We start from the raw sequence: 24,881 nt of genomic DNA on the forward strand, positions 1-24,881 counted from the left end.
GTTGCAATTATACTGCAAGGTCGTTATTAATGTGCAAATTCTGCAAGGTTTGGCTCAACACGCTTTAGCGCGATATTGGTAACCGGTTTAACCACCAGGGGTATTTTTTCGATACGGGTTTCGCTGGTATCCAGGCCAAATGCTTTTGCCTCAGATTGCGCCAGTTTTTTGATGGCGAAATAGCTGCGTAAAATAAAGCCTTCGGTAACGTTGAACAGGTTATTGTACGACAGGAATTTTTCCATGATGATAAACCTGAAATCGGCCGCTATTTTGTACTGGCGCAACGATTCGTACCGGCTGCTGATATCAACCTCGTTGCGGGCCACCATATCTTCTACCACTTTGCGGAACAGCACGTTTACTTTGGGTTGTATCCTGAACCCTAAACGGAACTCAACACGGATGATCTTACTTTCTTCGATGTGCGTAATGTTGTACTCCATAGTAAAAGGCTCGTCGGTACGCTCAATGTGTACAAACCAATAGGTATCGGCACGCTTGGGGCTGCGGCTCATAATGGAGTACATGATCTTTTGCTCTATCTGCTTTGCATTATTGGCTTTGGTGAGATAGATAAGGTGCGTTGCATACTTCGGTATCGATTGATCATTACTTATCGCATTCAGCATAGGTATCTGGTCTTTCAGATCGATAAAGTGTAAAAAGCGGTTATTGATCTTACGCGCCCTGAACCAGATGTACATGGTAAATATCAAACCAAACTCGAACACTAAAAAGAATAACCTCTTTAATATTTTAACCGCGTTGGCTACAAAGAAACAGCCTTCTACAGTAAGGAAAACTGCTAATATTATGACCACCACCCACAACGGCCAGTGTTTTACATAACGCATAAAGTACGACATCAGGATGGTGGTGCTCAGCATGGCTATGGTGATAGAAAAGCCGTAAGCGGCCGTCATGGCGGCCGATGTGCGGAAGTATAGCGAAACCAGGATACAGCCTATACACAGTATCCAGTTAATGCTCGGAATGTATATCTGCCCGCGGATGTTGGATGGATATTTAATGGTGATGCGCGGCCAAAAGTTCATGCTCACGGCTTCACTTATCAACGTGAACGAACCGCTTATTAATGCCTGACTGGCTATGATGGTGGCCAACGTGGCAATGGCAATGCTCGGTATCAAAAAGAAATGCGGAACGATCTCGAAGAAGGGGTTAACGCCGGTAAAATTTTTATCAGGTGCCTGCATAAGCACCCATGCGCCCTGGCCAAGATAGTTGAGCATTAATGCCGTTTTAACAAACATCCAGCTTACCTGGATATTTTTACGACCGCAATGGCCCAGATCTGAGTATAAAGCCTCGGCACCTGTGGTACATAAAAACACCGCGCCCAACAGCCAAAAGCCACTCGGGTGGTCAACCAATAACCTGATACCATAGTATGGGTTTAACGCTTTAAATATTTGCGGGTATTGTACTATCTGCGCAAAGCCAAGCACACCTAACATTACAAACCAAATTAACATTACCGGGCCAAATGCAGAGCCTACCACCTTAGTACCAAACTGTTGTATAAAGAATAAGACCACCATAATACCGATCACGATGAGCAACACCAGGTTATTGCCCGGAATGATAGCGTGCGAAAACGCAGGGACCAGGTTTAAACCTTCGATAGCTGATGTTACCGATATGGGCGGAGTGATAATACCATCGGCCAGCAAGGTACCTGCACCAACAATAGCTGGGATAGCCAGCCATTTGCCATAGCGCCTTACTAATGCGTAGAGTGAAAAAATACCGCCCTCGCCTTTATTATCCGCCTGCAGCGTAATGAAAATATATTTGAAGGTAGTTTGCAGGGTGAGTGTCCAGAATATGCAGGAGATGGAACCTAATACCAGCGCGGTATCTACCTTGCCCCCTTCCACCAGCAGGGTTTGAAAAACATATAAAGGGGATGTACCGATATCGCCAAAGATGATACCGAGTGTAACCAGCATACCGGCAAAAGATAGTTTTTTAAGATGTGAGTTCATTTAAATGTGCTAATTGCTTTTTGCAAAAGCCCATGGCAAGCACAATGCCATTATGATAAATACCCCTCCATTTTGGCAAAAAAAGATTTTTTGAGCTTTTTAATAATTTTCAATACCATGCCATTTTGGTAGGGTGGTTTTCAAAATGGGGTGGTTGCATAAAAAATATGCTGCAGGCGCAACACTTGCCGAATTGGGTATCGTACCTGGCATGACAAAATAAATTATCGCTTTTTGCTCCTTTGCTTGCCCCAGCAGAGCAATATATATTAACTCAAATGGTATTCATCTATTTTACGATAAAGCGTAGTTAACCCGATATTAAGCAGCCTTGCGGTTTCGGTTTTGTTGCCTTTGGTGTAATGCAGTATTTTTTGGATGTGGTGTTTTTCTACCGTTGCCAGGTCAAATGCGGATATGGCTTGCGCTTGCCCGATAATAAAATCTATAGGTAGCAAATCGGGTGTGAGGATCTGGGTATCACACATGATAACAGAGCGCTCAATGATGTTCTTTAACTCCCGCACATTGCCTTTCCATTGGTGGGTTTCAAGGTGCTTTATAAAACCGGCGTCCATTTGTGTAATGGCCGGGTTGATCTTATTGGCAAACTCTTTCAGGTAATGCTTTGCCAGGATGGCGATATCATCTTTACGCTCATTAAGCGATGGAAGGATGATCTGGAATACCGAAAGGCGGTAAAACAGGTCCTCACGAAAATGCCCGCTTTCAATTTCTGTTTCCAGGTTTCGGTTAGTGGCTGCTATAATGCGCACGTTTACTTTCAGTGTTTTGGTATCACCAACCTTAATAAACTCGCCTTTCTCTATCACACGGAGTATTTTGGCTTGCAGGTCAATGTTCATTTCGCCTATCTCATCCAAAAACAGGGTACCACCATCGGCTTCTTCAAACAGGCCCTTTTTATCTTTTACGGCTCCGGTAAAGGCGCCTGCCTTGTGGCCAAACAGTTCGCTCTCTAACAGGTCCTTACCAAAAGCACTGCAGTTTACAGCGACAAAATTTTGTGCTTTGCGCGAACTGTTATAATGAATAGCCTGCGCGAAAACCTCTTTACCTGTACCGGTTTCGCCTAAAAGCAGTACAGTGGTATCTGTTACCGATACTTTTTTTGACAAATCGATAGCGGCATGTATGGCTTTGGATTGGCCTATGATCTCATCGAAACCATAACGTTTGGTAATTTTGTTTTGTAGCTGAAAAAGGCGTAACTGCAGTTGTGCTTTGTCCATCGCTTTACTCAGCATGGGTAGTATCTTATCATTATCATCGCCCTTGGTGATGTAATCGAAGGCCCCGTTTTTAATGGAGAGCACACCATCGGCAATGGTGCCAAAGGCGGTAAGGTTAATTACCTCTACATAGGGCTTTTTCTCTTTGATAGTCTTTACCAGCTCTACGCCGTTGGCATCGGGTAGTTTCACATCGCTTATCACTACGCCAATATCCTCGTGCGCCAGTATCTTCAGGCCATCTTTTGCGTTGTATGCCTGGAAAACTTTATAACCTTCCAGGCCGATAATACGGGCCAGCAGGTCGCATAGTTTTTTTTCGTCGTCGATGATCAGTACGGTGGATTGTATCATGTTTAAGCGTTAGATAAATTAAGAAAGAAAATATGAATAATCACAGTGTTATTTTGATCGGGGTTATTCAAATGTTATTCCAAAAAATTAAACCTAAATTTGAAATATGGCTACAGCAAAAGAATTAAACGTTATCATCACGGGCAGCACCGGTATGGTTGGCGAAGGTGTGTTACTGGAGTGCTTGGAGCACCCACAGGTAAAATCGATATTGGTGATAAACCGCAGGCCAAATGGAAGAACGCATGCTAAACTAAAGGAGATCATTCACCCCGACCTGTTCGACTTGTCGCCCATTGAAAGCGAATTGAGTGGTTATAATGCCTGTTTCTTTTGCGCGGGGGTATCTTCTATCGGTATGAACGAGGAAGATTATTATAAAATGACCTACACACTTACTACCAATGTTGCCAAAACACTGGTAAAGTTAAACCCGGGTATGACGTTTGAATATATCTCCGGCGCATCAACCGATAGCACCGAAGCCGGGAAACTAATGTGGGCACGCGTAAAAGGTAAAACCGAAAACGACCTGATGAAAATACCCTTCGCGCATGTGTACAATATGAGGCCGGGGTATATGCACGCCACGCCCGGACAAAAAAACTTATTAAAGCTGTATAAATACCTGAGCTGGCTTTACCCCGTGTTAAAACTGATTTTCCCCAACAGGGTAAGTACCATGAAAGAAATGGGTTTAGGCATGATAAACACCGCCCTATATGGTTATGATAAACAGATTTTGGAGGTGCCTGATATTAAAGCTTCGGCCAATCGGGTAAGTTAGTGTAAGGCTTTCTTTTTTAACATACCGCCCGTAGTATCATCAATGCTTTGTTGTACGATGAATGCTTTGGGGTCTATCTGCAGTATCACATTTTTAAGTGAGGGGATCTCCAAACGGGTAGCTACGGTAAATATGATATCGCGTGGTTCGTTAATATGGCCGTCTTTGCCGTAACCACTTTTGCCCTCGTAAACGGTAACGCCACGGCCCAATGTTTCAATAATGGCGATACGGATCTCTTCGCTTTTAACGGATACGATGGTAATACCCGTATACTGCTCAATACCGTTCAGTATAAAATCTATCATCTGTGAGGCAGCCAGATAGGTAAGGATAGAATATAGCGCAGGCTCTACGCCTAAAAGAAACAATGCCGCTGTAAATATCAGCACGTTGAGTATCAGGATAAAATCGCTGACCTTTATTACCTGTGTTTTTTTGCTGACCAGCACCGCGGCTATTTCGGTGCCATCCAACACCGCACCACCGCGCATGGCAAGACCAATACCTACGCCTATAAAAAAGCCGCCAAATACTGCGGTAAGCAGTTTATCATGCGTAACATCGGGAAACTGGATAAAAGCGATGCATAGGGAAAGCCCGGCAATAGCCAGCGCGCTTTTAATACCGAATTGTGTACCTAACTTTCTGTATCCTAAGATAATAAAGGGCACATTTATCACGAAGATAAATATGGATGTTGATATGCCTGTAATATCAGCCAGCAGCATGGATATACCGGTTACGCCACCATCAATAAAATGACTGGACAGCAAAAACCCTTTAATGCCCATCCCGGCAGAGAGGATACCCAATATAACCAGTACCAGATCTTTTATAATATATTTGGCTTTCATTGAACCAAATATAAGCTAAAGCAGGTATACTTTAGCCAGGTGAATACTTTAGGACATTAAACAAATGAATACAAGACTATTAATGATATCAAGTGCAGTTGTGATGGGATTGGCCGGACTTGCACTCACTTTTGCACCCGACGAAACGGTAAAAGCACTTTTGATACCGCCAAATATGATCATATCTGTTGTACTGCAATTATTGGGAGCTTGTTACCTCGGCTTCGCGATGTTGAACTGGATGGCCAAAAGCGCCTTGATAGGCGGGATATTTGCCAAACCTATTTCGATGGGTAACGGCATCCATTTTTTTGCAGGTGCTATGGCCATCATAAAAGTGTATTCTAAAACAACAATGACGCCTTTACTTTGGTCACTACTGGTAATTTACACGCTTTACGCGGTTTGCTTTTTGTATGTGGGGTTCACAGCACCGGCAGAGAAAAAAACAGCAATTTAAATTTTACATCATTGCGAGGCACGAAGCAATCCTCGATTGACAGGTTGGCGACATGCATAGCGGAGTGCAAGTTTAGGATTGCTTCGTTCCTCGCAATGACGTGCTTTTTAAATCCGAAATCACTTACCTCACCACCATCTGCACCGTGTTCCTGCTTATTTGCTCCAATAATATAGTTTTATCAATGGTGAGTTGCTTTACAAATTCAGGCTTGTAATGCCTTACGGTGATGAGTGTGAGGCCGGTATTGTATTTCACTTTAAAATCGGTTTGCAGTGCCGCGGCCAGTTTTTCAAAGCGTTCGGCATCATAATCAAAACAGAGGGTAAAGCTCATGGCCGAGTTTTGCATGGTGTTTACTTTGATGTGGCTTTGCGCGAAAAGTTTAAAAATATCAGCCAGGTGATTTTCAGATATAAAAGAATAGTCTTTAGTTGATACTGACAGCAATACCTGGTTCTGTTTTACAATAATTACCGGTGTATTAAACTCGATATAATCAGTTTCCTTAATGATGGTACCCGGTTCTTCCGGATGCAAGAAAGGTTTTACCAATAACGGAATTTTGGCGTTCTGCAGAGGTTTTATTGTTTTGGGATGTATCACGCTTGCACCATAATAGGTCATCTCAATAGCTTCGGCGTAGGATAGTTCATCGTATTTTACCGTGTCGGCAAATAGTTTCGGATCGGCATTGAGCACGCCGGGTACATCTTTCCAAATGGTAACGCTTTCGGCATGCATGCATGACGCGAAGATGGAAGCGGTATAATCAGAACCTTCGCGGCCAAGCGTAGTAGTGAAGTTCTCGGATGTCCCGCCAAGGAAACCGGGGGTAACTACTACACCCTTTTCTAATAACTTAGGCACATCCTGTTGGATGCTTGCACGGGTTTTGGCCCAATCTACCATACCTTCGCGGTAAGTATTATCGGTATGGATATACCCGCGTGCATCAAGCCAGGTACTTTTTATATCGTTTTTATTGAGGTAGGCATTCACAATTTTGGTAGAAACCAGTTCACCGATAGATACGATCTGATCATAAATAAAATCAAAATCGTCCTGCGGCTCATCTTCTATCATCCACTCTATCTCCACGAAAGTGTTGTTCACTTCTTCAAAAACCTTGTCGGATGTATCGAAAAGCTGGTGGAGGATATCATAGTGGTATTGTTTTATCTCATCAAGCACAGTGTGCATATCATCGCTTTGCTCCACATAGGCACGGGTAAGTTTTTCGAGCGCGTTGGTGGTTTTGCCCATGGCCGATACCACGATAAGGAGTTGCTGACCGCTGTTGGCCTTTACAATATTAGCTAAGTTGATGATACCGGCAGCATCCTTTACCGATGCTCCCCCAAATTTGAATACCTGCATTAATGTTTATTTACTAAATATCTGTTCTTGTGATAGCGATGCATTGATCCAGCCTGCATCCATAGCCGCGCCGTATTTTTGGTAAAACTCAATGGCGGGTTGGTTCCAGTCGAGTACCTGCCATACCATACCACTGTAGTTAAATTCCTGCGTTTCCTGGATGATGCGATCGAATAATAACTTGCCTAAGCCCTTGCCGCGCATACTTTCGGTTACAATCAGGTCTTCCAAATAAATGCGGCGGCCTTTCCAGGTAGAGTAGCGCACGTAGTATAAAGCAAAACCTTGTATCATGTCATCAACCTCGGTAACAAAGGCTTTCCATACGGGGTTTTTACCAAAGCCCGCGTCTTCAAACTCGCTCAGGGCAACGGTTACTTCGTCGGGTGCTTTTTCAAATACAGCCAGTTCGTGTATCAATTCTAACAGGCGGGGGCAATCTTCAACCCGGGCTACTCTTAGTTCAACCTGCATATTATTCTAAGTTTTTATAATGTTTGATAACACGCTGACCAAAGATAGTGCTCCCTAATCTTACCATGGTGCTCCCCTCTTCTATCGCTATTTTATAATCGGACGACATGCCCATCGAGATCTCCTTAAAGCTATCCTCCTTACGGAAAAAGCTTTGTTTAATGCCGCTGAAAAATATCCGCAGCTCATAAAACTCTTCTTTAATCTGCTTTTCGCTTTCGGTATTGGTGGCAATGCCCATCAGGCCGGTAATGCGTACATTTTTTAACTCTGCAAACTCTTCTGAGCGCAGCAATTCGATCACTTCATCAAACGATAACCCAAATTTAGTTTCCTCATCAGCAATATAAACCTGCAGCAGGCAATCAATAATACGGTTATGTTTTAGCGCCTGTTTATTTATTTCCTGTAAAAGTTTCAAACTATCAACCGATTCGATCAAACTGATGAACGGCGCTATGTATTTTACTTTATTGGTTTGCAGGTGCCCTATCTGGTGCCATTTAATATCTTTAGGCAGCTTTTCGTACTTCTCTACCATCTCCTGTACCTGGTTTTCGCCAAATATACGCTGCCCGGCGGCGTAGGCCTCCTCCACATCTTCAACCGGTTTTGTTTTAGAAACGGCTATCAGTTGCACGTTTACCAGCTCAATTTCGGCCTTTAATTTTTTTATATTATCTGCAATACTCATTAATGCTTAATTTTACCTTTTAAATGGTGCTAAATTACAGAATGCGTTTTTATTTGATCTTGTTTTTTTGCGGGTTGGGCTTTTTATTTAGCTGCAGCGATGATAAAAGCATACCTGATGATGTAATACCCAAACATCAGATGGCTTTATTGCTTACCGATATACACCTGGTTGATGGTACCATATCAAGCCTGCCCAACATACCCGATACCTTAGCCAAGCATAGTTTAGGCTTATATTTGGCTGTTTTTAAGATGCACCATACCGATACTACACAATTTAGGGAAAGCCTGAAATACTATGCCACACGCCCCGACCTGATGAACGATATTTATACCGGTGTAACAAGGCGCTTAGATTCATTGCTGAAAGCTAAAACCAAGGTGGTAAAAGAGGTTAAACCACAGGCATCACAAAAAACAACAGCGCAGATAGCCGACTCGGTTAAAAAGGCGCAGGTAAAAGCAGATTCAGTTAAAAAAGTAAAAGCTGACTCCGTTAAACTTATACAGGCAAAAAAACGGATCGACTCGGTTAAGGCCTCAAAGTTGAGAATGAAGGTGATAATGGATGTGAACAAAAAAGCCAAAATAAGGCGCGACTCCATCCGGAAGGCAAAACACAATAAAAACCCTGTAAAAATTATTACTCCTGATGCTGTACCCAACTAATAGTGTAGATAAGCTGGGTTTTACCGAGGTAAAGGAACTAATAAAAACACATTGCCTTAGTATTATGGGCCAGCAAATGGTTGATAAGATACAGGTAATGCATAACCACGACCTGATACGTAAGTTTTTGCACCAGGCCAGCGAGTTTAAAAACATTCTGCAAAATGATGCCCCCCTGCCTATTCATCATTTTTTCGATATCAAATCGCTGGCTAACAAGGCTAAGATAGAAGGTACCTTTTTGAACGAAGAAGAGTTTTTCCAGGTACAGGCTTCATTAAGTACGGTTTTTGCCGTGATCAGCTATTTTAATGAGCGTGAGGGGCAATACCCTAACCTGGAGGCCTTGTTTGAGCATTTGCCCATAGAGAAGATCATACTGAAACATATTGACCGGGTTATTGACAATAAAGGTAAGATAAGACCTAATGCCAGCCGTGAACTGATGGATATTACCGGCAGCATTGCCAAAGCAGAGCAGGATGCCCGACGTAAAATAGACCATGTGTTTAAAAATGCGACATCCAGTGGCTGGACGGCAGATGGCAGCCTTACCGTTCGCGACGGCAGGCTTTGTATCCCGCTTTTGGCGGAGAACAAGCGTAAGCTAAAAGGTTTTATACATGATGAGTCGGCTTCGGGGCAAACGGTGTATATGGAGCCTGAGGAGGTTTTCTCGCTCAATAATAAAATTCGCGACCTTGAGTTTGAGCGCCGCCGGGAAATTGTAAAAATACTGACCGCGCTAACGGACGAATTAAGGCCTTATGTGCCACTTTTATTATCGTACCACGGCTTACTCACCAAACTGGACTTTGTGCGTGCCAAAGCCCTGTTTGCCATTGATATTGAAGCAGAAATGCCGGTAACGAATAATGATGCCGGTATAAAATTGATAAACGCCCGCCACCCCCTGCTGATGCTCAGTTTTAAAAAGGAGCAGAAAAGCGTAGTACCGCTCAATGTAAAAATTGACGAAACCGACCGTGTAGTAGTGGTTTCGGGGCCTAACGCGGGTGGTAAATCTGTCTGCATGAAAACGGTTGGCTTATTACAGATGATGGTACAGGCGGGCTTACTGATACCCGCGCACGAAAGCAGCGAGATAGGTACCTTTAAACAGATATTTGTTGATATTGGCGACGACCAATCAATAGAGAGCGACCTGAGTACCTACAGTGCCCACCTGAGCAAAATGAAAATGTTTGTGGAGCAGGCTAATGGCAAAACCCTTATCCTTATAGATGAATTTGGTACCGGTACCGACCCTCAATTTGGCGGGCCGATTGCCGAGGCTGTACTCGAATCGCTCAACCATAAAAAGGTAAAGGGTATGGTAACCACCCACTATAGCAACCTGAAGATATTTGCCAGCAATACCGAAGGACTGGAAAACGCATCGATGCTGTTTGATAACGTGAAGATGCAGCCGCAGTATATTTTAGAAGTTGGCAAGCCCGGCAGCAGCTACGCTTTTGAGATAGCCCAAAAGATAGGTCTGCCACAGAATGTATTGAACCTTGCCCGCAACAAAATTAGCGCCGGGCAAAAAAAGGTTGATACCTTATTGGTTGACCTTGAGCGGGATAAAAAAGAATTTTACGATGCCAAATTAGCCTTCGAAAAACAGCAGCGCAAAGTTAATGCCTTACAGGCCGAAAATGAAAAACTGAAAGCTTATTACGAAGAGAATAAACGTACCCTCATCAGCGAAGCGAAGCAGGAGGCCAAGAGCATCATCCTGAACGCGAATAAGTTGGTGGAAAATACCATATCAGAAATCAAAAGCGCCCAGGCGGATAAAGACGTCACCAAAAACCTTCGCGAAAAGCTGAACAACGAACTGGCTAAAAACACGGTAAAACCTGCCCCGTTAAAACCGGTAGCTGATGAGATAAAAATTGGCGACTGGGTAAAGCTGAACGACAGCGAAACTACCGGCCAGGTAATGGAAATTGCCCGCGATAACCTCATTATAGCCATTGGCGACCTGCGCACCGTTGCAAAAAAGAACCGGGTGCACAAAGTATCTAAAAAAGAAGTACCAAAAGAGGTGCGCCGCTCATTCAGTTCGCAAACAGATTCGGTGGCTAATTTTAGTCCGGAGATAGACGTGCGCGGCAAGCGCGGCGATGAAGCCCTTTACGAGATAGAGCGTTATTTGGATAAGGCCATTATGATGGGCTTCGGCACGCTAAAAATATTGCACGGCAAAGGCGATGGTATTTTACGGAAACTCATACGCGAGTACCTGCGCAAATATAGCGAAGTTGACAGGATGGAAGATGAGCATGCAGACAGGGGCGGCGATGGGATAACGTATGTTTATTTGAAGTAAGGTGGTGAATGGTGATTATTGCCACTAATACATTAAATTTCCCTTATTCGTGACTTAGTGCCTTCGCGGCAGCGCTACTGATAAATTTCCCTATATTCGTTCAACCAACCTAAACCGCTGTTATGCATACTATTGCAAAGCGTTTGCTTTTCTGCTTACTCATATTCTGTGCCTTTAAAACATGGGCGCAAACCACAACCTCTATCCCCTTATTTTTTGAAAAGGTTTACCTGCATACCGACAGGGATGTTTACCTGCAAGGCGAAGATATCTGGTTCAAGGCTTATGTAGTAAACGCTAAGGACCATAAATTACTGGATGTAAGCAACAACCTGTATGTTGAACTGATAGATACCAAAAACCAAATAACCGACAGGAAGCTTATCCGTATAGACAGCGGCATGGGCAAAGGCGATTTTAAATTGCGCGAACCTATGATAGCCGGTACGTACCGCATCAGGGCGTATACCAACTGGATGCGCAACTTCAGCGATTATTTTGTTTTCGAAAAAAAGATCACCATACTGGCACCTGCAACAAATAATGTACCTGTTTTGGCATCAACAGGTAAAACTATCCCGCCTTTATCAACACAAAATCCTATATCGTTCAATTCAATGCTGCCAACGGTCCGGTTTTTTCCTGAAGGTGGGCCATTGGTTAACAATGTAAGCAGCCAGGTAGCCGTAAAAGCGGAAGATGCTTACGGCAAAGGCATAGTCGCTACTGGCGAAGTATTCGCTTCATCGGGCCGGTCGGTAGCTAAATTTACCTGCGACTCGGTAGGCATGGGTATTTTTACGCTTACGCCGGATGAAACACAAACCTACCGTGCCAAAGTAACAGTGAACGGGCAAACACGCGATATCGCTTTGCCTGTCGCAATTAGGAGTGGTTTTGTATTAAGTGTTAACCAGGCCGATTCGACTATTGTAGCTACGGTGAGTTGCCCTCGGGGAGATGTGTTCCATTATGCAGGCCAAAACCTGATCATCAAGGCAAGGCATGCCGGCAGCGTTTATTACCAGGAGCGCATACCCGTTAACAGTAACGAGATCATCATTACCATACCGGGTGGCCATTTTGCCGAAGGTGTTGCCGTTGTGAGTGTGTATAACGATCATAACATTCCGCTTTGTGAGCGGTTGGTTTACTATCACCGTAAGGATAATATGGTACCATTCGGTATCAGCACAGATAAGGCTACTTACTCGCCAAAGCAACAGGTTACTGTAAATATCAAAACCGTGGCTAAAGCCAATTTATCCATGGCGGTTGTTGATGCCGGGATTGTGCCGGTTCAGGATGAAGATATCCAATCGTACCTCTTGCTAAGATCAGAGATCAGGGGTGATATTGAGCAGGCCGGGCGATATTTTGATACCACAAATGCCAATAGGATTAAACAATTGGATATGCTGCTGCTTACACAAGGCTGGCGCGAATACACCTGGCGCAGGCTTGCCGATTCGGTTTTAAAGATAACTTACCAGCCCGAGCGCGGCATCACCATCACCGGGAAGGTAAAAGAAGTATGGTCGGAAAAACCAGCGCCTAACCTGAACATTACCTTGTTCGCCAATAAAGCCACAGGTGCCAAGCTTTTTTCGGCACGGACTGATGAAAAAGGGCTGTTCAGCATTGACGGCGTTAACATGTACGGCCACCAATACTTTAGCGTTAACGCCGCGAATGACAGGGGAAAACGAAGCGCCTGGATAGGTGTTGATACCGCTACCATTAACCGCTACCCGGTTAAAAAGCTGGTGGTATTCCCTGATACTTCGGGAACTTTTGCACGTTACCGTGATGAGATGGAGAACCGGCAAAAGGTATCCAGGAAGTTTTCCTTCGCGGATACGCAACGCCTGAGAACGGTTGAAATTATTGGCTTACGTGTGGGTAAAAAATATGGAGATACCTCAATACAAGTAAGCAAGGCCGACTACAAATATGAAACTTTGGGTGGCTATTATGCCCGCAAGTTGCAACCTTACATGCAAAAGCAAATAGCTGAGGGTGGCTTAAAAGGGGCACCTATAGGAATGGTTGTTACATCAGACTCATTAGCATCATGGAATTACTGGCGGGTTAAATTTTTTGCGATGCCTATGGATAAGATCAACTCGGCGCACGCGCGGCTCATCCGGATTGACCAGATGCCAACCTTTGAGGAGCAGGCCAAAGGGTTTAGAATGGCCCCTGAAGGTAAAGATGGCTTAGTGGTGTCCACACATTTCATCTGGATAGATATTAAAGTTAAACCACATGCCTTTGATGAATTTGATTTTCATGTTACTAACCTGGATATGGATGGGTACTATAATGCACGCGCATTTTATGAGCCTAAGTATCTGCAGGCATCAACCAAGCCCGATATGCGCACCACCATTCATTGGGAACCTAACATTACCACCAATGCCGGCGGTGAAGCGACAGTTAGTTATTATAATGCTGATCCGAAAAGTAAGATACGTGTGATCGTGCAGGGTGTTACTGATAAGGGCGTGCCTGTTGCAGCAACGGCGGGATACGTAGTAAAGTAACGCTACGGCAGCCATTTTTGTCGCCGCAGGATATGCAGGATATTCACACCATGCAAACCCAGGGATAATACCATGCCTATCCGGACCAAACACAACGCCAAAGATGTTTTTACATCGCAGTTTTGGGAACAAAAACTGGAGTATATTCATAAGAATCCGGCAAGTGGAAAATGGGCTTAAGCTTAGATTATACTGCATAACCGCATAATAGCGCTACTTTTTATGTTGATGAGGTTACTCATCCATTGTGCAGCTATCAAACTATTATTCTTTTTGGGATTGAGATATGATATGTATAGGGCTGTTCTACATGGCGTGAATGTCTGGGTCCTCTACCGAGAGACCCTGCGGGAACAAAAATGGGATAAGGTATGTCTATTTGAAGTGAGTTATCGAGAAGACCTCGGAGGGGACAGTGAGCAAGAACCAACACCTCAGTTCAAAAAATAGCTACGCTACAGTACCCGCTATCAAACACTTTTTAACAACGTTTACCAACTCATCCAATTCAAATGGTTTGCGTATAAAGCCATCAGCTTTACAACTTATCGCTATCTCTTCTATTTTTGCCGAGGTTGACAGGATAATAACAGGCAGGTGCTGCATTTGATGAATTTTTTTGATCTCCTGGCAAAGCATATGGCCCTCAGTTTTGTTGAGCCATTCGTCAATCAAAACAATATTGCAACGGTGAACAGGGAGCTCAATAGCCGGCTTGGGGTTAGTAGCTATCACATTAAAGCCCTCCGATTCCAAAATATAACTTACAATATCGCGGATATCGTTATCGTCTTCAATGATCAGCACTGTTTTTTTCAAAGCGTTTAATTTATTAGAAATACCTGTCGAATATAGGAAATTTTTTAATTACAGCGATAATAACAAAAGCAGACATTAAAATCCTGCAAGGAGGTTTATCATGAAAGAATAATGATACCAATAGCTCAGCCACGGTAAGCTTTTACAATGCCCGACCCGAAAAGTAACATAAGGGTAATTGTGCAAGACATTTACCGATAAAGGTGTACCTGTGTTGGCAAGTGCAGGATACGTGGTTAAATAATGTATATTAGCAAAACCAAGCCTAAATCGTTTTTATGTATACTGTTGCAAAGCACTTTATATTAAGTATAGCTATATTACTGTCTGGTTACAATTTGTTTGCCCAACAAAAGCCGGGCGATGTTAAACTCTCCTTCGAGAAGGTGTACCTGCATACCGACAGAAACCTGTATGCGGGCGGCGAGGATATTTGGTTTAAAGCTTACCTGGTAAATGCCCAACAAAATATGCCCGGCCGCATCAGCAATAATTTGTATGTAGAGTTAATCGCTCCCGATGCGAATATCATCAAGCGCGAAATTGTCAGACTTGAGAACGGTTTTGGCAATGGTGATATTAAGCTGCCCGATACGCTTACTCCCGGTAAATACCGCCTGCGTGCTTATACCAACTGGATGCGCAATTTTGGCGATAATTTTGTATTTGAAAAGTTCATCGATATTATCAGCAATACTCCTGCGAAAGATGTGGCTGTCGCCGTAAATACTGTTTCGCAAAAAACACCGAAACAAAAAACTGTTATAGTCACAAATGCGCCGGTGGTACGCTTTTTCCCGGAAGGTGGGGCATTAGTTAACGGGGTAACATCGGTGGTGGCAGTGAAGGCAGAAGACGCGACAGGAAAGGGCATAGCGCTCAGTGGCGAGATCATAGCATCATCGGGCAGAATCGTGGCTAAGTTTATTTGCGATACGCTGGGGATGGGGAGCTTTACCTTACAGCCCGATGATACGCAAAACTACACTGCAACAGTAACCTATCATAAAGAAAAAACCACGGCCTTGTTACCCGCACCGCTGATAAAAGGTTTTGTTATAAGCGCCAATACGGTTGAGCAAAGCATACTGGTAAACATTAATTGCAATGCGTTTACCTTGCAGCAAAACGCAGGGAATAACCTGATCGTTATGGTTAAACGTGCTGGTAAAGTTTATTACCAGGACCAGGTGAGGATAACATCAAATGAATTACTGTTGCAGATACCCGACACACAAATGCCCCAAGGGATAGTTAGCGTAACACTTTACGATGAACATTCAAAACCATTGGCCGAGCGGTTGCTGTATATCCACCAGCCTAATCAAACACAAATAAGTTTAAGCACTGATAAAGCAGTATACACTGTAAAAGAAAAAACAAGTGTTAAAATTAAGCTGAGTGATAAGGCCAACGCTAACCTGTCGGTAGCAGTTGTTGACGCAGGAATGGTACCGGTGCAGGCTGATGATATTGCTTCATATCTGCTATTAAGATCAGAAGTTCGCGGAAAAATAGCGCACCCTGAACTTTACTTTGACACTAATAACGGTAACCGCTTTAAGCAATTGGACCTGTTGCTGCTTACCCAGGGCTGGCGCGACTTTGTGTGGCACCGGATGGCCGATACCGCGATAAGGCTTAATTACGCCCCCGAACAAGGCTTTACCGTATCGGGCATGGTGAGGCGGAAATTCGGGAAGCAGCCTATAAAAGATATGAACATTACCCTAAGCGCATTTAAGGCTGTTGGGAATAAGTTATATACGGCCAAAACCGACTCGGCAGGGAAATATTATATTGACGGATTGAATTTATCGGGGCCGCAAACGCTAAAATTAACTTCGCGAAATGATAAAGGAAAACGGGATGGCTGGCTGCTGTTGGATTCGCTGAGCACTGAACCATTGCCGGTAAGTAAAGTGGAAACAACACCACTTATTGACACAGGGCTGTTAGCGCAAATTAATAAAAGACAGGCCGATAAAAGAGCGATAGCGTTGAAGGCTGAGGGTAAGCAATTAAAAGAGGTTAAAATAATCGAGAAAAAAAAGGCGATAATAATACCCAATTTAGAAGAGGTAGGTGGCTTGATAACTTTTGGTTACCCTGATGAAGTTTATGATATCAAACCAAAAGATCTTGAATACAAAACGGTAGAATGGTACCTGTTGCAAAATTGCCCGGAAGCCAAGCAAAATATAGATAGCGGGCTGAACTTTCTGATGTTCGGTAAAAAAATAATGCCATATTTTATTGTAAATCAAAAATATAACCCAAACTTTCCTCCAGAAACCATATTGGGCTTGGGTTTAGATAAAGTTAAAAAAATTGTTGTTAGCCATTATATTGGCCCCGGAGGGGCGGATGTTTTTGTAATTTATCTAACCACACCACCCGATGCATTTGATAGTAAAGATTTCGGTGCTGAGATTGCTAACGTGAATGGCTATTACCAGGCACGTACATTTTTCAAGCCATTATATGATGGTAAAGACGATGTAACCAAACCCGACTACCGCACCACCATACACTGGGAGCCCACCATTACTACCGATGCAAACGGCGAAGCAACAGTTAGTTACTACAATGCCGACCCAAAGAGTAAAATACGTGTGATAGTGCAAGGCGTTACTGATAAGGGTGTGCCTCTTTCGGCAGTTGCCGGATACGAGGTTAAGTAACAATGTACAGCGTTATTTCAGGCAAAATTTAGTATTTTTGTTTACAGCAATCGGGCATAAAAAAGTGCCTTAAGGCTATTGAAAAAATAAAACACCCATATTTACCCATGTTTTTCAATAACCAAAAGAGCAATAATAACTGATTCAAATCAATAATTCCATCATTCAATAATTAATTAAAACACCCATAAATACCCATGCCCCTTTCTACAAAAAATATCCTGAGCAATTTATTTACCGGGCTTACCGTACTGTGCTTTTTTGCTAATGCGCAGGCCCAAAAAACGGTATCATTTCAGGATGCACATGTGCGGGAAATGGGGCGCATAGCTTATAAAAGCGACTACGCTGTTTTGTATTATTCGGGCACATCGCTCGAAATCAATTTTACCGGAACCGGTGTCAAAGCATGGCTAAAAGATGAGCGCGGTGATAATTATTTTAATGTGATAGTTGACGGTAAGATCGTAGTGTTGCACCCTGATACCGCCAAACGTTTATACACCCTGGCATCGGGCTTAACTTATGGCAACCATACCTTGCAACTATACAAACGTAGCGAATGGGGTGACGGCAGCACTAATTTTTACAGTTTCCAGTTTGATAACAGCGCCACCATATTACCTGCACCACCCGTTAAAAAACGAGCAATCGAGTTTTATGGTAACTCCATAACCGCGGGTTATGCTATTGAAGATTATTCGGGCCGCGACTCGTACCTGAGCCGGTATAAAAACAATTACATTACCTACGCCGCTTTAACAGCAAGGCATTATGATGCACAATGGTCATTCATCGCAAAAAGTGGTATTGGTGTTACCGTGGGCTATTACCCGGCAACTATGCCCGAAATTTACGAGCGTCTTGATCCGCTTGACGAAAAAAGCAAATGGGATTTCAGTAAATATACCCCGCAGGTAGTGGTGGTTAACCTTTTTCAAAATGACGCCGGGGTTATCCAGTCAGGCAGCGGCGCTTTGTTCGAGGCACGCTTTGGCCACACCCCTCCTACAGAACAATTCATTGTAAACACTTATAAAAATTTTATTAAAGGTATCCGCTCCAAATATCCTAAAGCAAGCATTATTTGTTCGTTGGGTAGTATGAGCGCCTGTAAACCGGGCTTACCATGGTCTGGCTATATTCAAAGCGCGGTACAGCAACTTAACGACAAAAATATTTACAGCTTTATATTCACCTATAAAAACACACCGGGCCACCCTACCGTTAAAGAGCACCAGGCTATGGCCGATGAGTTGATCGGCTTTATTGATAAAACGATAAAGTGGTAATAGATTGGATTTATCGGTTGACGTTGAATAGTTATCGAACACCAAACAATAAAATGATGAAGTGATAGATATTTATGGTCGGCATTTATATCTAAAAACTAACTATTCCATATACTCACTTGGCCCTTTATCATCAGCATCGTCTTTGGCTTCAACGGCCGATGATCCACTGGCATAGCGTTGAGCACCGTCATAATCGGGTTCGCCTTGTTGCTCCGGTACTTTAAAATTATTGTTTTCGGGATGCTCTTCCAGGGGCCGTGTTTGCGCTAAGTAGGCATTGGTTGATCCTGCGTTTTGCGATGGATTGTTAGGGTCATTGCCTGTTGGCGGATGATTCTCTTCGCCAAATTTGTGCCCGCCCATGCCTTGCCCTTCCATGCCGGGCGTATTGGCAACTTTTTGATTATCGCCGAAAAGGAAAGAGCGTTTCAGGTCTTTCTCCACTTTATTTTTACCTTGTTCGCCATTGCGGGTTTCGGGGCTGCTTTGATCGTTGGTTTCCATAACTATGCCATTTATAATAGTTTAATGCTTTAAGTTTTTAATTGTTTTAGTGTAGCAACAAAATTTGCCGATTAGTGTTAAATTAGATTACCAATTATACAGCCATGAATAAAGTAGTTGCATCTGCCAGTGAGGCTATTAAAGGTATAACCAATGGCATGACCCTAATGCTGGGTGGCTTTGGTTTGTGCGGCCTGCCCGAAAACTGTATTGCCGAGCTGTCAAAAAGCGGGGTAAAAAATCTTACCTGCATATCAAACAACGCGGGTGTTGATGGTTTCGGTATCGGAATGCTGCTTGCTAACAGGCAGGTTAAAAAAATGATATCGAGCTACGTGGGCGAAAATGCCGAGTTTGAGCGCCAGTTATTAAGCGGCGAGTTGGATGTTGAACTGATCCCGCAAGGTACTTTAGCTACGCGCTGTATGGCTGCAGGCTATGGCATGCCTGCTATATTTACCCCCGCCGGTATTGGTACCGAGATAGCCATTGGTAAAGAGGTGCGCAATTTTAACGGGAAGGATTACCTGATGGAAATGGCTTTTGATGCCGATTTTGCCATTGTAAAAGCCTGGAAAGGCGATACCATGGGCAACCTGGTATACCGTTCAACAGCGCGTAATTTTAACGCCGTAATGGCGATGGCCGGAAAGTTAACCATTGCCGAAGTGGAAGAATTGGTTGAACCCGGCGAATTAGATCCTGACCATATCCATACACCCGGAATATATGTTCACCGGATATTTAAGGGTGCTGACTATGAGAAGCGCATTGAACAGCGAACCGTGAGAAAGAAAGAAGTATGATATTCCGGTACAAAAAATGACACCAAATAATACATTTTACTAATTTTTTTGTATAATTTTATATAGTTAAAATTTACTGACGTTTTCGGAACATTTGTTTTAATACTACCCACAATTAAAACCTGAATTTATGAAAGCTGTTAACAAAACCCCACAAACACAGGTTAATTTGAACCTTGAAGAAATGCCTAAAGCGGCCGAAGCCGAAACGCATGTACGCGTTGCTACTTTGTACACGCTGCACTCCAACTTTATCGGTATCGATCATCGCCGTAAAACGGGCAGAATGGTAGGCCATGAGCCGGGGCCCGATCATATTTTTTGATACCTTAAAAAATTGCAAACCTGAGGCGCAAATGCGTTACCGTGAATTTTAGATCAATTCAGGATGAGGAATGTTTTATTTCAGATTAAAATAAAAACTTTAACGAAATAAATTGTTGTTAAGATATAATTATTAAAACTTAACATCATGGAAGCAAATAAAGAAAACCCGGAAACATTTAAAAGTCCGGATGAATTTAACCAGGCAGATAGCGAGCAGGTTGAACAACCTGAACGCCATGAATATAAACAGGCAGATAGCGAGCAAGTTGAACAACCTGAACGCCATGAGTTTGAAGAAGAAGGCACAGGAGAAGCGGGCGGTTATCAGCAAGATACTGAAGTAGAAAACCCAAGCCAAAACGACAACCCTTCTACCGAACATACTACATTGCATAACCGCGAAGTTGATTTTCAGCCAAGTAACCATGGGCGCTCAACAGGCCGTATGGTGGGGCACGAGCCGGGAATTGATAATGCGGTGTAACTTTTATTTCGGATTTCGAATTTTCAATTTCGGATTATTGAATAGCATTTCAATTCCGAATGGAGATTGGAAATCCGATTTTTTTTTTCGCCTATCTTGATTTTGCGAATTTTCAAATCCGAAATCGGAAATTCTTCAAAAGCAACCCTTTGCTGGTTTAATACGATATAATTATATATCTTGAACTAAAATTACTCCCAATATGGAACGCCGTAAATTTCTGCTCAATTCAGGTTTATCCCTGGCATCACTTGCCTTGCTTAACAATAAAACTTTCGCATCATTCGCACAGGACCCTTTTCAGATTAAAACCTTAAGAGGTAACGTGGGTATCTTTACCGAAAAGGGTGGCACTATTGCCTGGATGATAAATAAAGGTGGCATAGTTGTGGTTGATGCTGAGTTTCCGGAACAGGCAACGCACTTGATAACCGAATTGAAAAAACGATCGGAATTGCCATTCGAATGGCTCATCAATACCCATCACCATGGCGACCATACCAGCGGGAACATTTCATTTAAAGGTATTGCAAAAAAAGTAGCGGCCCATGCCAACTCGCTGGCTAACCAAACCGAAGTAGCTGTAGCGGGCAAAACAGAAGATAAACAACTATACCCCGATACTACCTGGACCGATACCTGGAAGGTAAAAGTTGGCGATGAAACTATTAAAGCCCACTATTTTGGTCGCGGTCATACCAATGGCGATAGCATGATCCACTTTGAGAATGCCAACATTGTACATACCGGCGACCTTGTTTTTAACCGCCGCTACCCCGTTATTGATATGAAGCACGGTGCATCGCTGCGCAGTTGGGCACAAACCCTTGAAAAAGCGCAGCATACTTTTAATAAGGACACCTTGTTTGTTTTTGGCCATGCTTTTGATCCCGCCAAGGTAACCGGCACTATGGACGATGTTAAAGCCATGCAAAACTACATGGTGCAGGCAGTTGCCTTTGTTGATAGCCAGATAAAATCCGGTAAAACAAAAGATGAAATAGCAACCGCTACCAGCATACCTGGTGTTACCGATTGGCAAGGTCCAGGCATAAAAACCACCCTGAATGCCGCGTATGATGAGCTAACGGCAGGATAAGTTTATCAAAAATTGGTATACTTGCTGCCAATATGATAGAGATATTTACAGACGGGGCATCGAGCGGCAACCCGGGACCTGGCGGTTATGGAGCAATATTGCGTTCGGGTCAGCATTACAAGGAGTTATCAGAAGGTTTCAGAAAAACCACCAATAACCGCATGGAACTGCTTGCTGTTATTAAGGCCTTAGAAGCTGTAAAGAAACCTGGGCAACAGATCACTATCTACTCCGACTCAAAATATGTGATAGATCCTATCGAAAAAAAGTGGATATACGGTTGGGTGCAAAAGGGATTTAAGGATAAAAAGAACAAAGACCTTTGGATGCGTTTTTTAGAAGTGAGCAAAATACACCATATCAAATTTGTTTGGGTGCGCGGCCACAACGGGCACCCCGAAAATGAGCGCTGCGATCAGATGGCGGTAAATGCTTCCAAACAAAAAGGCCTGCTTATCGACTCAGTTTTTGAAGTTGAAGCAAGCCGTGAAGGCTTACTTTGATAGCTTAGCTTCACGACGAGCCTTAATTTTTAATATCAAAGCACCAAAGCTTACAGCTATACCAAAACCCATCAAAGCACCAATTAAAAAGTCGGGCACTTTTCCATGCATAGCGTTTCTATTTAGGTACAAACCTGTTGCTAATGCAATTGGGCCAATTATCAAAAATATAGTGTGGAGTTTATTTCTATCCATGCTTAACCGTAAAATTACTGGATCTGCTTAACGCCTTCGAAAGATTTTTTAGTTACCTGCGGCGAAAAGCAGGCCATCATTTCTTCGGCACGTTTAACCATATTGCACGAGCCAATAAATATGGCCGAACGTTGGTGCAGTTCGGTTACATCAAGCGTTAAAATGCGCTCATATCCGTTTGATGCAAAGCCGCCTGCCTGCTCAATAATAAAGGCCATGGGATTACACTCATATACCAGGCGTAATTTACCATTTGGAGCCTGTGCTGTTATCGGGTAAATAAATATCCCGCCCTTTATCATGTTACGGTGCAGATCGGCAACCATTGAGCCGGTATAGCGCGATGTATAAGGCCTGTTGGTAGGCGTATCTTCAACCTGGCAATATTTAATGTATTTCTTAACGCCATCGGGGAAGTGGGTATAGTAGCCTTCGTTTATCGAATAAATATAACCATCCTTAGGTATGGTCATGTTAGGGTGCGACAGACAGAACTCGCCTATTGACGGATCTAAAGTAAAGCCGTTAACCCCTTTACCTGTAGTGTATACCAACATGGTTGACGAACCATAAATTACATAACCGGCAGCAACCTGATCAACACCTTTTTGCAAAACGTCTTCAATGGTAGCTTTACCTTCGGTTGATTTACGGCGGTAGATCGAAAATATAGTACCCACGCTCACATTCACATCAATGTTTGATGAGCCATCTAATGGGTCAATAGCTACAATATATTTGGCGTTCTTTGATATTTCAGAATCAATATAAACATACTCATCATTCTCTTCTGATACCACAATACAGCACTCGCCACCACTTTGCAGGGCAGTTATAAACTGCTCATTAGCAAATATATCCAGCTTTTTTTGCGACTCGCCTTGCACATTTGTGCTTCCGGCGTCGCCTAAAATATCCATCAGGCCGGCTTTGTTTACCTCGCGGTTAACAATTTTAGATGCAATACCTATATCACGCAACAATCGCGAAAGCTCGCCTTTAGCGTACGGAAAATCTGATTGCTTCTCAATTATAAATTGGCCTAAAGTTAATGGTATCATATGGGGGACTTAGTGTATAAAGTACATTATGGTTTAATCAATTCTATCACCTCTAAGGTATGAATTTTTTCTTCGGAAATACAAAATCGCATTAAAGTTTGCACCTTATGCCAACCTTGTTTACCCGCAGCACCGGGGTTTAAATGCAAGCAATTGATCCTTTTATCATAAACAACTTTCAAAATATGCGAGTGCCCGCAGATAAATAACTGAGGGGGCTTAGTGTAAATAACATCCCTAACACGCGGAACATATTTACCCGGATAGCCGCCAATATGTGTCATCCAAACATCTACGTGTTCACAGTTAAAACGGAGGTCTTCAGGGTATTGCAAACGGATATCCTTATCGTCAATATTGCCATAAACGCCCCGCAAAGGCTTAAAGGCGGCAAGCTTGTCGGCCAGTTCAATTGTGCCAAAATCGCCTGCATGCCATATTTCATCGCAGTTGCTAAAGTGCTTAAAAACGGCATCGTCAAGGTAACCATGTGTATCAGAGATAAGGCCTATGCGGATCATGTAGTAGAAGCAAGAGTTAAGAATCAGGAATCAAGACAAGGTATTAAAATATCGTGAAAAAATCTTTCAACTTATTTTTATAGGCCTGGCTATATTTTTTAACCTCATCATATATCACAAAATCATCAGTTGCAAAATCAGTTTGCAATAAACCACAAACCAGTATCTCCCGATGCGCATCCACATTACTGAAAGAACGTATAGTTATAATTTTATTGAGATATAAACTGGGTTTAATCAAAATGGTTTTAACAAATTGAGCTGTTTGAATGGGTAATATCAGCCAGCAATTTCCTTGTAAAGTAAGTTGTGTTGATAAACAAGCTATCAGCTCCTCAAAAAAAGCTTCGTCGGCATGTTTAGCCAGGTTGATCTGCCTTCCCGGCGACTCAAGCGAGTTGATATAAAACGGTGGGTTAGTTATGATAAGATCATATTTTCTTTCGGGATGATCTCTAAAATAATCCTGGAAGCTGCTATTATAAACAGCCAGCCGCCCGCGAAAGGATGAGTTCTGAAAGTTATGTTCTGCTGTTTTGGCGGCAGACAAATCTACTTCAACAGCGTCAATTTTAGCTAAGGCAAACTTTTGGGCAAGCATTAAAGCTATTACGCCTGTGCCTGTGCCAATATCGAGTATGTGCGCGGGATCTTCCGCTTCCGCGAAAGCGCCCAGCAATACCCCATCGGTATTGATCTTCATAGCACAACCGCTTTGGTCAACCTCAAATTGTTTGAACTTGAAAATATCAGACAT

Annotated in this window: 24 protein-coding genes; 12 read left to right on the plus strand and 12 right to left on the minus strand. The window is 43.1% G+C overall.

Annotation, left to right across the window (positions count from 1 at the left end; all coding sequences use genetic code 11):
- Window positions 1-26: 26 nt before the first annotated feature.
- Window positions 27-2,012, minus strand: coding sequence for a KUP/HAK/KT family potassium transporter (locus tag KXQ82_RS13615; RefSeq protein WP_219488943.1), 1,986 nt, complete (start codon window positions 2,010-2,012; stop codon window positions 27-29).
- 269 nt (window positions 2,013-2,281) lie between these two features.
- Window positions 2,282-3,619, minus strand: coding sequence for a sigma-54-dependent transcriptional regulator (locus KXQ82_RS13620; protein ID WP_219488944.1), 1,338 nt, complete (start codon window positions 3,617-3,619; stop codon window positions 2,282-2,284).
- 106 nt (window positions 3,620-3,725) lie between these two features.
- On the opposite strand from KXQ82_RS13620, the gene KXQ82_RS13625 reads away from it, so the two are divergent.
- Entirely contained in the window at window positions 3,726-4,406 is a 681-nt protein-coding gene (locus KXQ82_RS13625) for an NAD-dependent epimerase/dehydratase family protein (protein WP_219488945.1), read from the plus strand.
- On the opposite strand, the gene KXQ82_RS13630 is transcribed toward KXQ82_RS13625, so the two are convergent.
- Window positions 4,403-5,263, minus strand: a complete 861-nt coding sequence (locus KXQ82_RS13630; RefSeq protein WP_219488946.1) for a YitT family protein — start codon at window positions 5,261-5,263, stop codon at window positions 4,403-4,405. The genes KXQ82_RS13625 and KXQ82_RS13630 overlap by 4 nt on opposite strands.
- Before the next feature lie 64 nt (window positions 5,264-5,327).
- On the opposite strand from KXQ82_RS13630, the gene KXQ82_RS13635 reads away from it, so the two are divergent.
- Complete coding sequence (locus KXQ82_RS13635) at window positions 5,328-5,723, plus strand: hypothetical protein (RefSeq protein WP_219488947.1); 396 nt, start codon at window positions 5,328-5,330, stop codon at window positions 5,721-5,723.
- A 123-nt stretch (window positions 5,724-5,846) separates the two neighbouring features.
- On the opposite strand, the gene KXQ82_RS13640 is transcribed toward KXQ82_RS13635, so the two are convergent.
- The 3 genes from KXQ82_RS13640 to KXQ82_RS13650 are packed head-to-tail and all read right to left on the minus strand — an operon-like array spanning window position 5,847 to window position 8,271.
- Window positions 5,847-7,103, minus strand: a complete 1,257-nt coding sequence (locus KXQ82_RS13640) for an aspartate kinase (RefSeq protein WP_219488948.1) — start codon at window positions 7,101-7,103, stop codon at window positions 5,847-5,849.
- 6 nt (window positions 7,104-7,109) lie between these two features.
- On the minus strand, window positions 7,110-7,577 hold the full coding sequence (locus KXQ82_RS13645) for a GNAT family N-acetyltransferase (RefSeq protein ID WP_219488949.1): 468 nt from the start codon (window positions 7,575-7,577) through the stop codon (window positions 7,110-7,112).
- 1 nt (window position 7,578) lies between these two features.
- Window positions 7,579-8,271: a YggS family pyridoxal phosphate-dependent enzyme gene (locus KXQ82_RS13650; RefSeq protein WP_219488950.1), complete on the minus strand. Its 693-nt coding sequence runs from the start codon at window positions 8,269-8,271 to the stop codon at window positions 7,579-7,581.
- A 41-nt stretch (window positions 8,272-8,312) separates the two neighbouring features.
- Here KXQ82_RS13650 and KXQ82_RS13655 point away from each other — a divergent pair, with 41 nt between their 5' ends.
- From KXQ82_RS13655 to KXQ82_RS13665, 3 genes are all read left to right on the plus strand, one after another.
- Window positions 8,313-8,942, plus strand: a complete 630-nt coding sequence (locus tag KXQ82_RS13655) for a DUF4296 domain-containing protein (protein ID WP_219488951.1) — start codon at window positions 8,313-8,315, stop codon at window positions 8,940-8,942.
- A complete protein-coding gene (locus KXQ82_RS13660) occupies window positions 8,926-11,280 on the plus strand; it encodes an endonuclease MutS2 (RefSeq protein ID WP_219488952.1) in 2,355 nt (784 codons plus the stop codon). The genes KXQ82_RS13655 and KXQ82_RS13660 overlap by 17 nt, the downstream gene beginning before the upstream one ends.
- Window positions 11,281-11,402: 122 nt before the next feature.
- Window positions 11,403-13,826, plus strand: coding sequence for a hypothetical protein (locus tag KXQ82_RS13665; protein WP_219488953.1), 2,424 nt, complete (start codon window positions 11,403-11,405; stop codon window positions 13,824-13,826).
- A 450-nt stretch (window positions 13,827-14,276) separates the two neighbouring features.
- Here the strand turns inward: KXQ82_RS13665 and KXQ82_RS13670 are convergent, their stop codons facing one another.
- Window positions 14,277-14,645, minus strand: a complete 369-nt coding sequence (locus tag KXQ82_RS13670) for a response regulator (protein WP_219488954.1) — start codon at window positions 14,643-14,645, stop codon at window positions 14,277-14,279.
- 278 nt (window positions 14,646-14,923) lie between these two features.
- On the opposite strand from KXQ82_RS13670, the gene KXQ82_RS13675 reads away from it, so the two are divergent.
- Entirely contained in the window at window positions 14,924-17,329 is a 2,406-nt protein-coding gene (locus KXQ82_RS13675; RefSeq protein ID WP_219488955.1) for an MG2 domain-containing protein, read from the plus strand.
- Between the two features lie 197 nt (window positions 17,330-17,526).
- Complete coding sequence (locus KXQ82_RS13680; protein WP_219488956.1) at window positions 17,527-18,621, plus strand: GDSL-type esterase/lipase family protein; 1,095 nt, start codon at window positions 17,527-17,529, stop codon at window positions 18,619-18,621.
- Window positions 18,622-18,723: 102 nt separating this feature from the next.
- Here the strand turns inward: KXQ82_RS13680 and KXQ82_RS13685 are convergent, their stop codons facing one another.
- A complete protein-coding gene (locus KXQ82_RS13685) occupies window positions 18,724-19,128 on the minus strand; it encodes a hypothetical protein (protein WP_219488957.1) in 405 nt (134 codons plus the stop codon).
- Window positions 19,129-19,232: 104 nt separating this feature from the next.
- Between KXQ82_RS13685 and KXQ82_RS13690 the strand changes: the two genes are divergently transcribed.
- The 5 genes from KXQ82_RS13690 to rnhA all read left to right on the plus strand — a co-directional run bounded on the left by KXQ82_RS13690 (window position 19,233) and on the right by rnhA (window position 22,347).
- The gene (locus KXQ82_RS13690) at window positions 19,233-19,934 is read left to right on the plus strand and encodes a CoA transferase subunit A (protein ID WP_219488958.1); all 702 of its coding nucleotides are present in this window, start codon (window positions 19,233-19,235) and stop codon (window positions 19,932-19,934) included.
- 130 nt (window positions 19,935-20,064) lie between these two features.
- Complete coding sequence (locus tag KXQ82_RS13695; protein WP_219488959.1) at window positions 20,065-20,259, plus strand: hypothetical protein; 195 nt, start codon at window positions 20,065-20,067, stop codon at window positions 20,257-20,259.
- A 147-nt stretch (window positions 20,260-20,406) separates the two neighbouring features.
- Entirely contained in the window at window positions 20,407-20,745 is a 339-nt protein-coding gene (locus KXQ82_RS13700; protein WP_219488960.1) for a hypothetical protein, read from the plus strand.
- Window positions 20,746-20,947: 202 nt separating this feature from the next.
- On the plus strand, window positions 20,948-21,844 hold the full coding sequence (locus KXQ82_RS13705) for an MBL fold metallo-hydrolase (protein WP_219488961.1): 897 nt from the start codon (window positions 20,948-20,950) through the stop codon (window positions 21,842-21,844).
- A 32-nt stretch (window positions 21,845-21,876) separates the two neighbouring features.
- Window positions 21,877-22,347, plus strand: coding sequence for a ribonuclease HI (rnhA, locus tag KXQ82_RS13710; RefSeq protein ID WP_219488962.1), 471 nt, complete (start codon window positions 21,877-21,879; stop codon window positions 22,345-22,347).
- Here the strand turns inward: rnhA and KXQ82_RS13715 are convergent.
- Genes KXQ82_RS13715 through KXQ82_RS13730 form a run of 4 tightly spaced genes read right to left on the minus strand, consistent with a single transcriptional unit; the run spans window position 22,339 to window position 24,881 of the window.
- Window positions 22,339-22,542: a hypothetical protein gene (locus tag KXQ82_RS13715; RefSeq protein WP_219488963.1), complete on the minus strand. Its 204-nt coding sequence runs from the start codon at window positions 22,540-22,542 to the stop codon at window positions 22,339-22,341. The genes rnhA and KXQ82_RS13715 overlap by 9 nt on opposite strands.
- A gap of 14 nt (window positions 22,543-22,556) precedes the next feature.
- The gene (gene fbp / locus KXQ82_RS13720) at window positions 22,557-23,603 is read right to left on the minus strand and encodes a class 1 fructose-bisphosphatase (protein ID WP_219488964.1); all 1,047 of its coding nucleotides are present in this window, start codon (window positions 23,601-23,603) and stop codon (window positions 22,557-22,559) included.
- A 26-nt stretch (window positions 23,604-23,629) separates the two neighbouring features.
- Window positions 23,630-24,124 carry a metallophosphoesterase family protein gene (locus KXQ82_RS13725; protein ID WP_219488965.1) on the minus strand — a complete coding sequence of 165 codons (495 nt, stop codon included), beginning with the start codon at window positions 24,122-24,124 and terminating at the stop codon, window positions 23,630-23,632.
- 43 nt (window positions 24,125-24,167) lie between these two features.
- Window positions 24,168-24,881 (minus strand): tRNA1(Val) (adenine(37)-N6)-methyltransferase, encoded by a 714-nt coding sequence (locus tag KXQ82_RS13730; protein ID WP_219488966.1) that lies wholly within the window; start codon window positions 24,879-24,881, stop codon window positions 24,168-24,170.

The sequence above is a fragment of the Mucilaginibacter rivuli genome (genome assembly GCF_019391655.1).
In the GTDB taxonomy this organism is placed as follows: Bacteria; Bacteroidota; Bacteroidia; order Sphingobacteriales; family Sphingobacteriaceae; genus Mucilaginibacter; species Mucilaginibacter rivuli.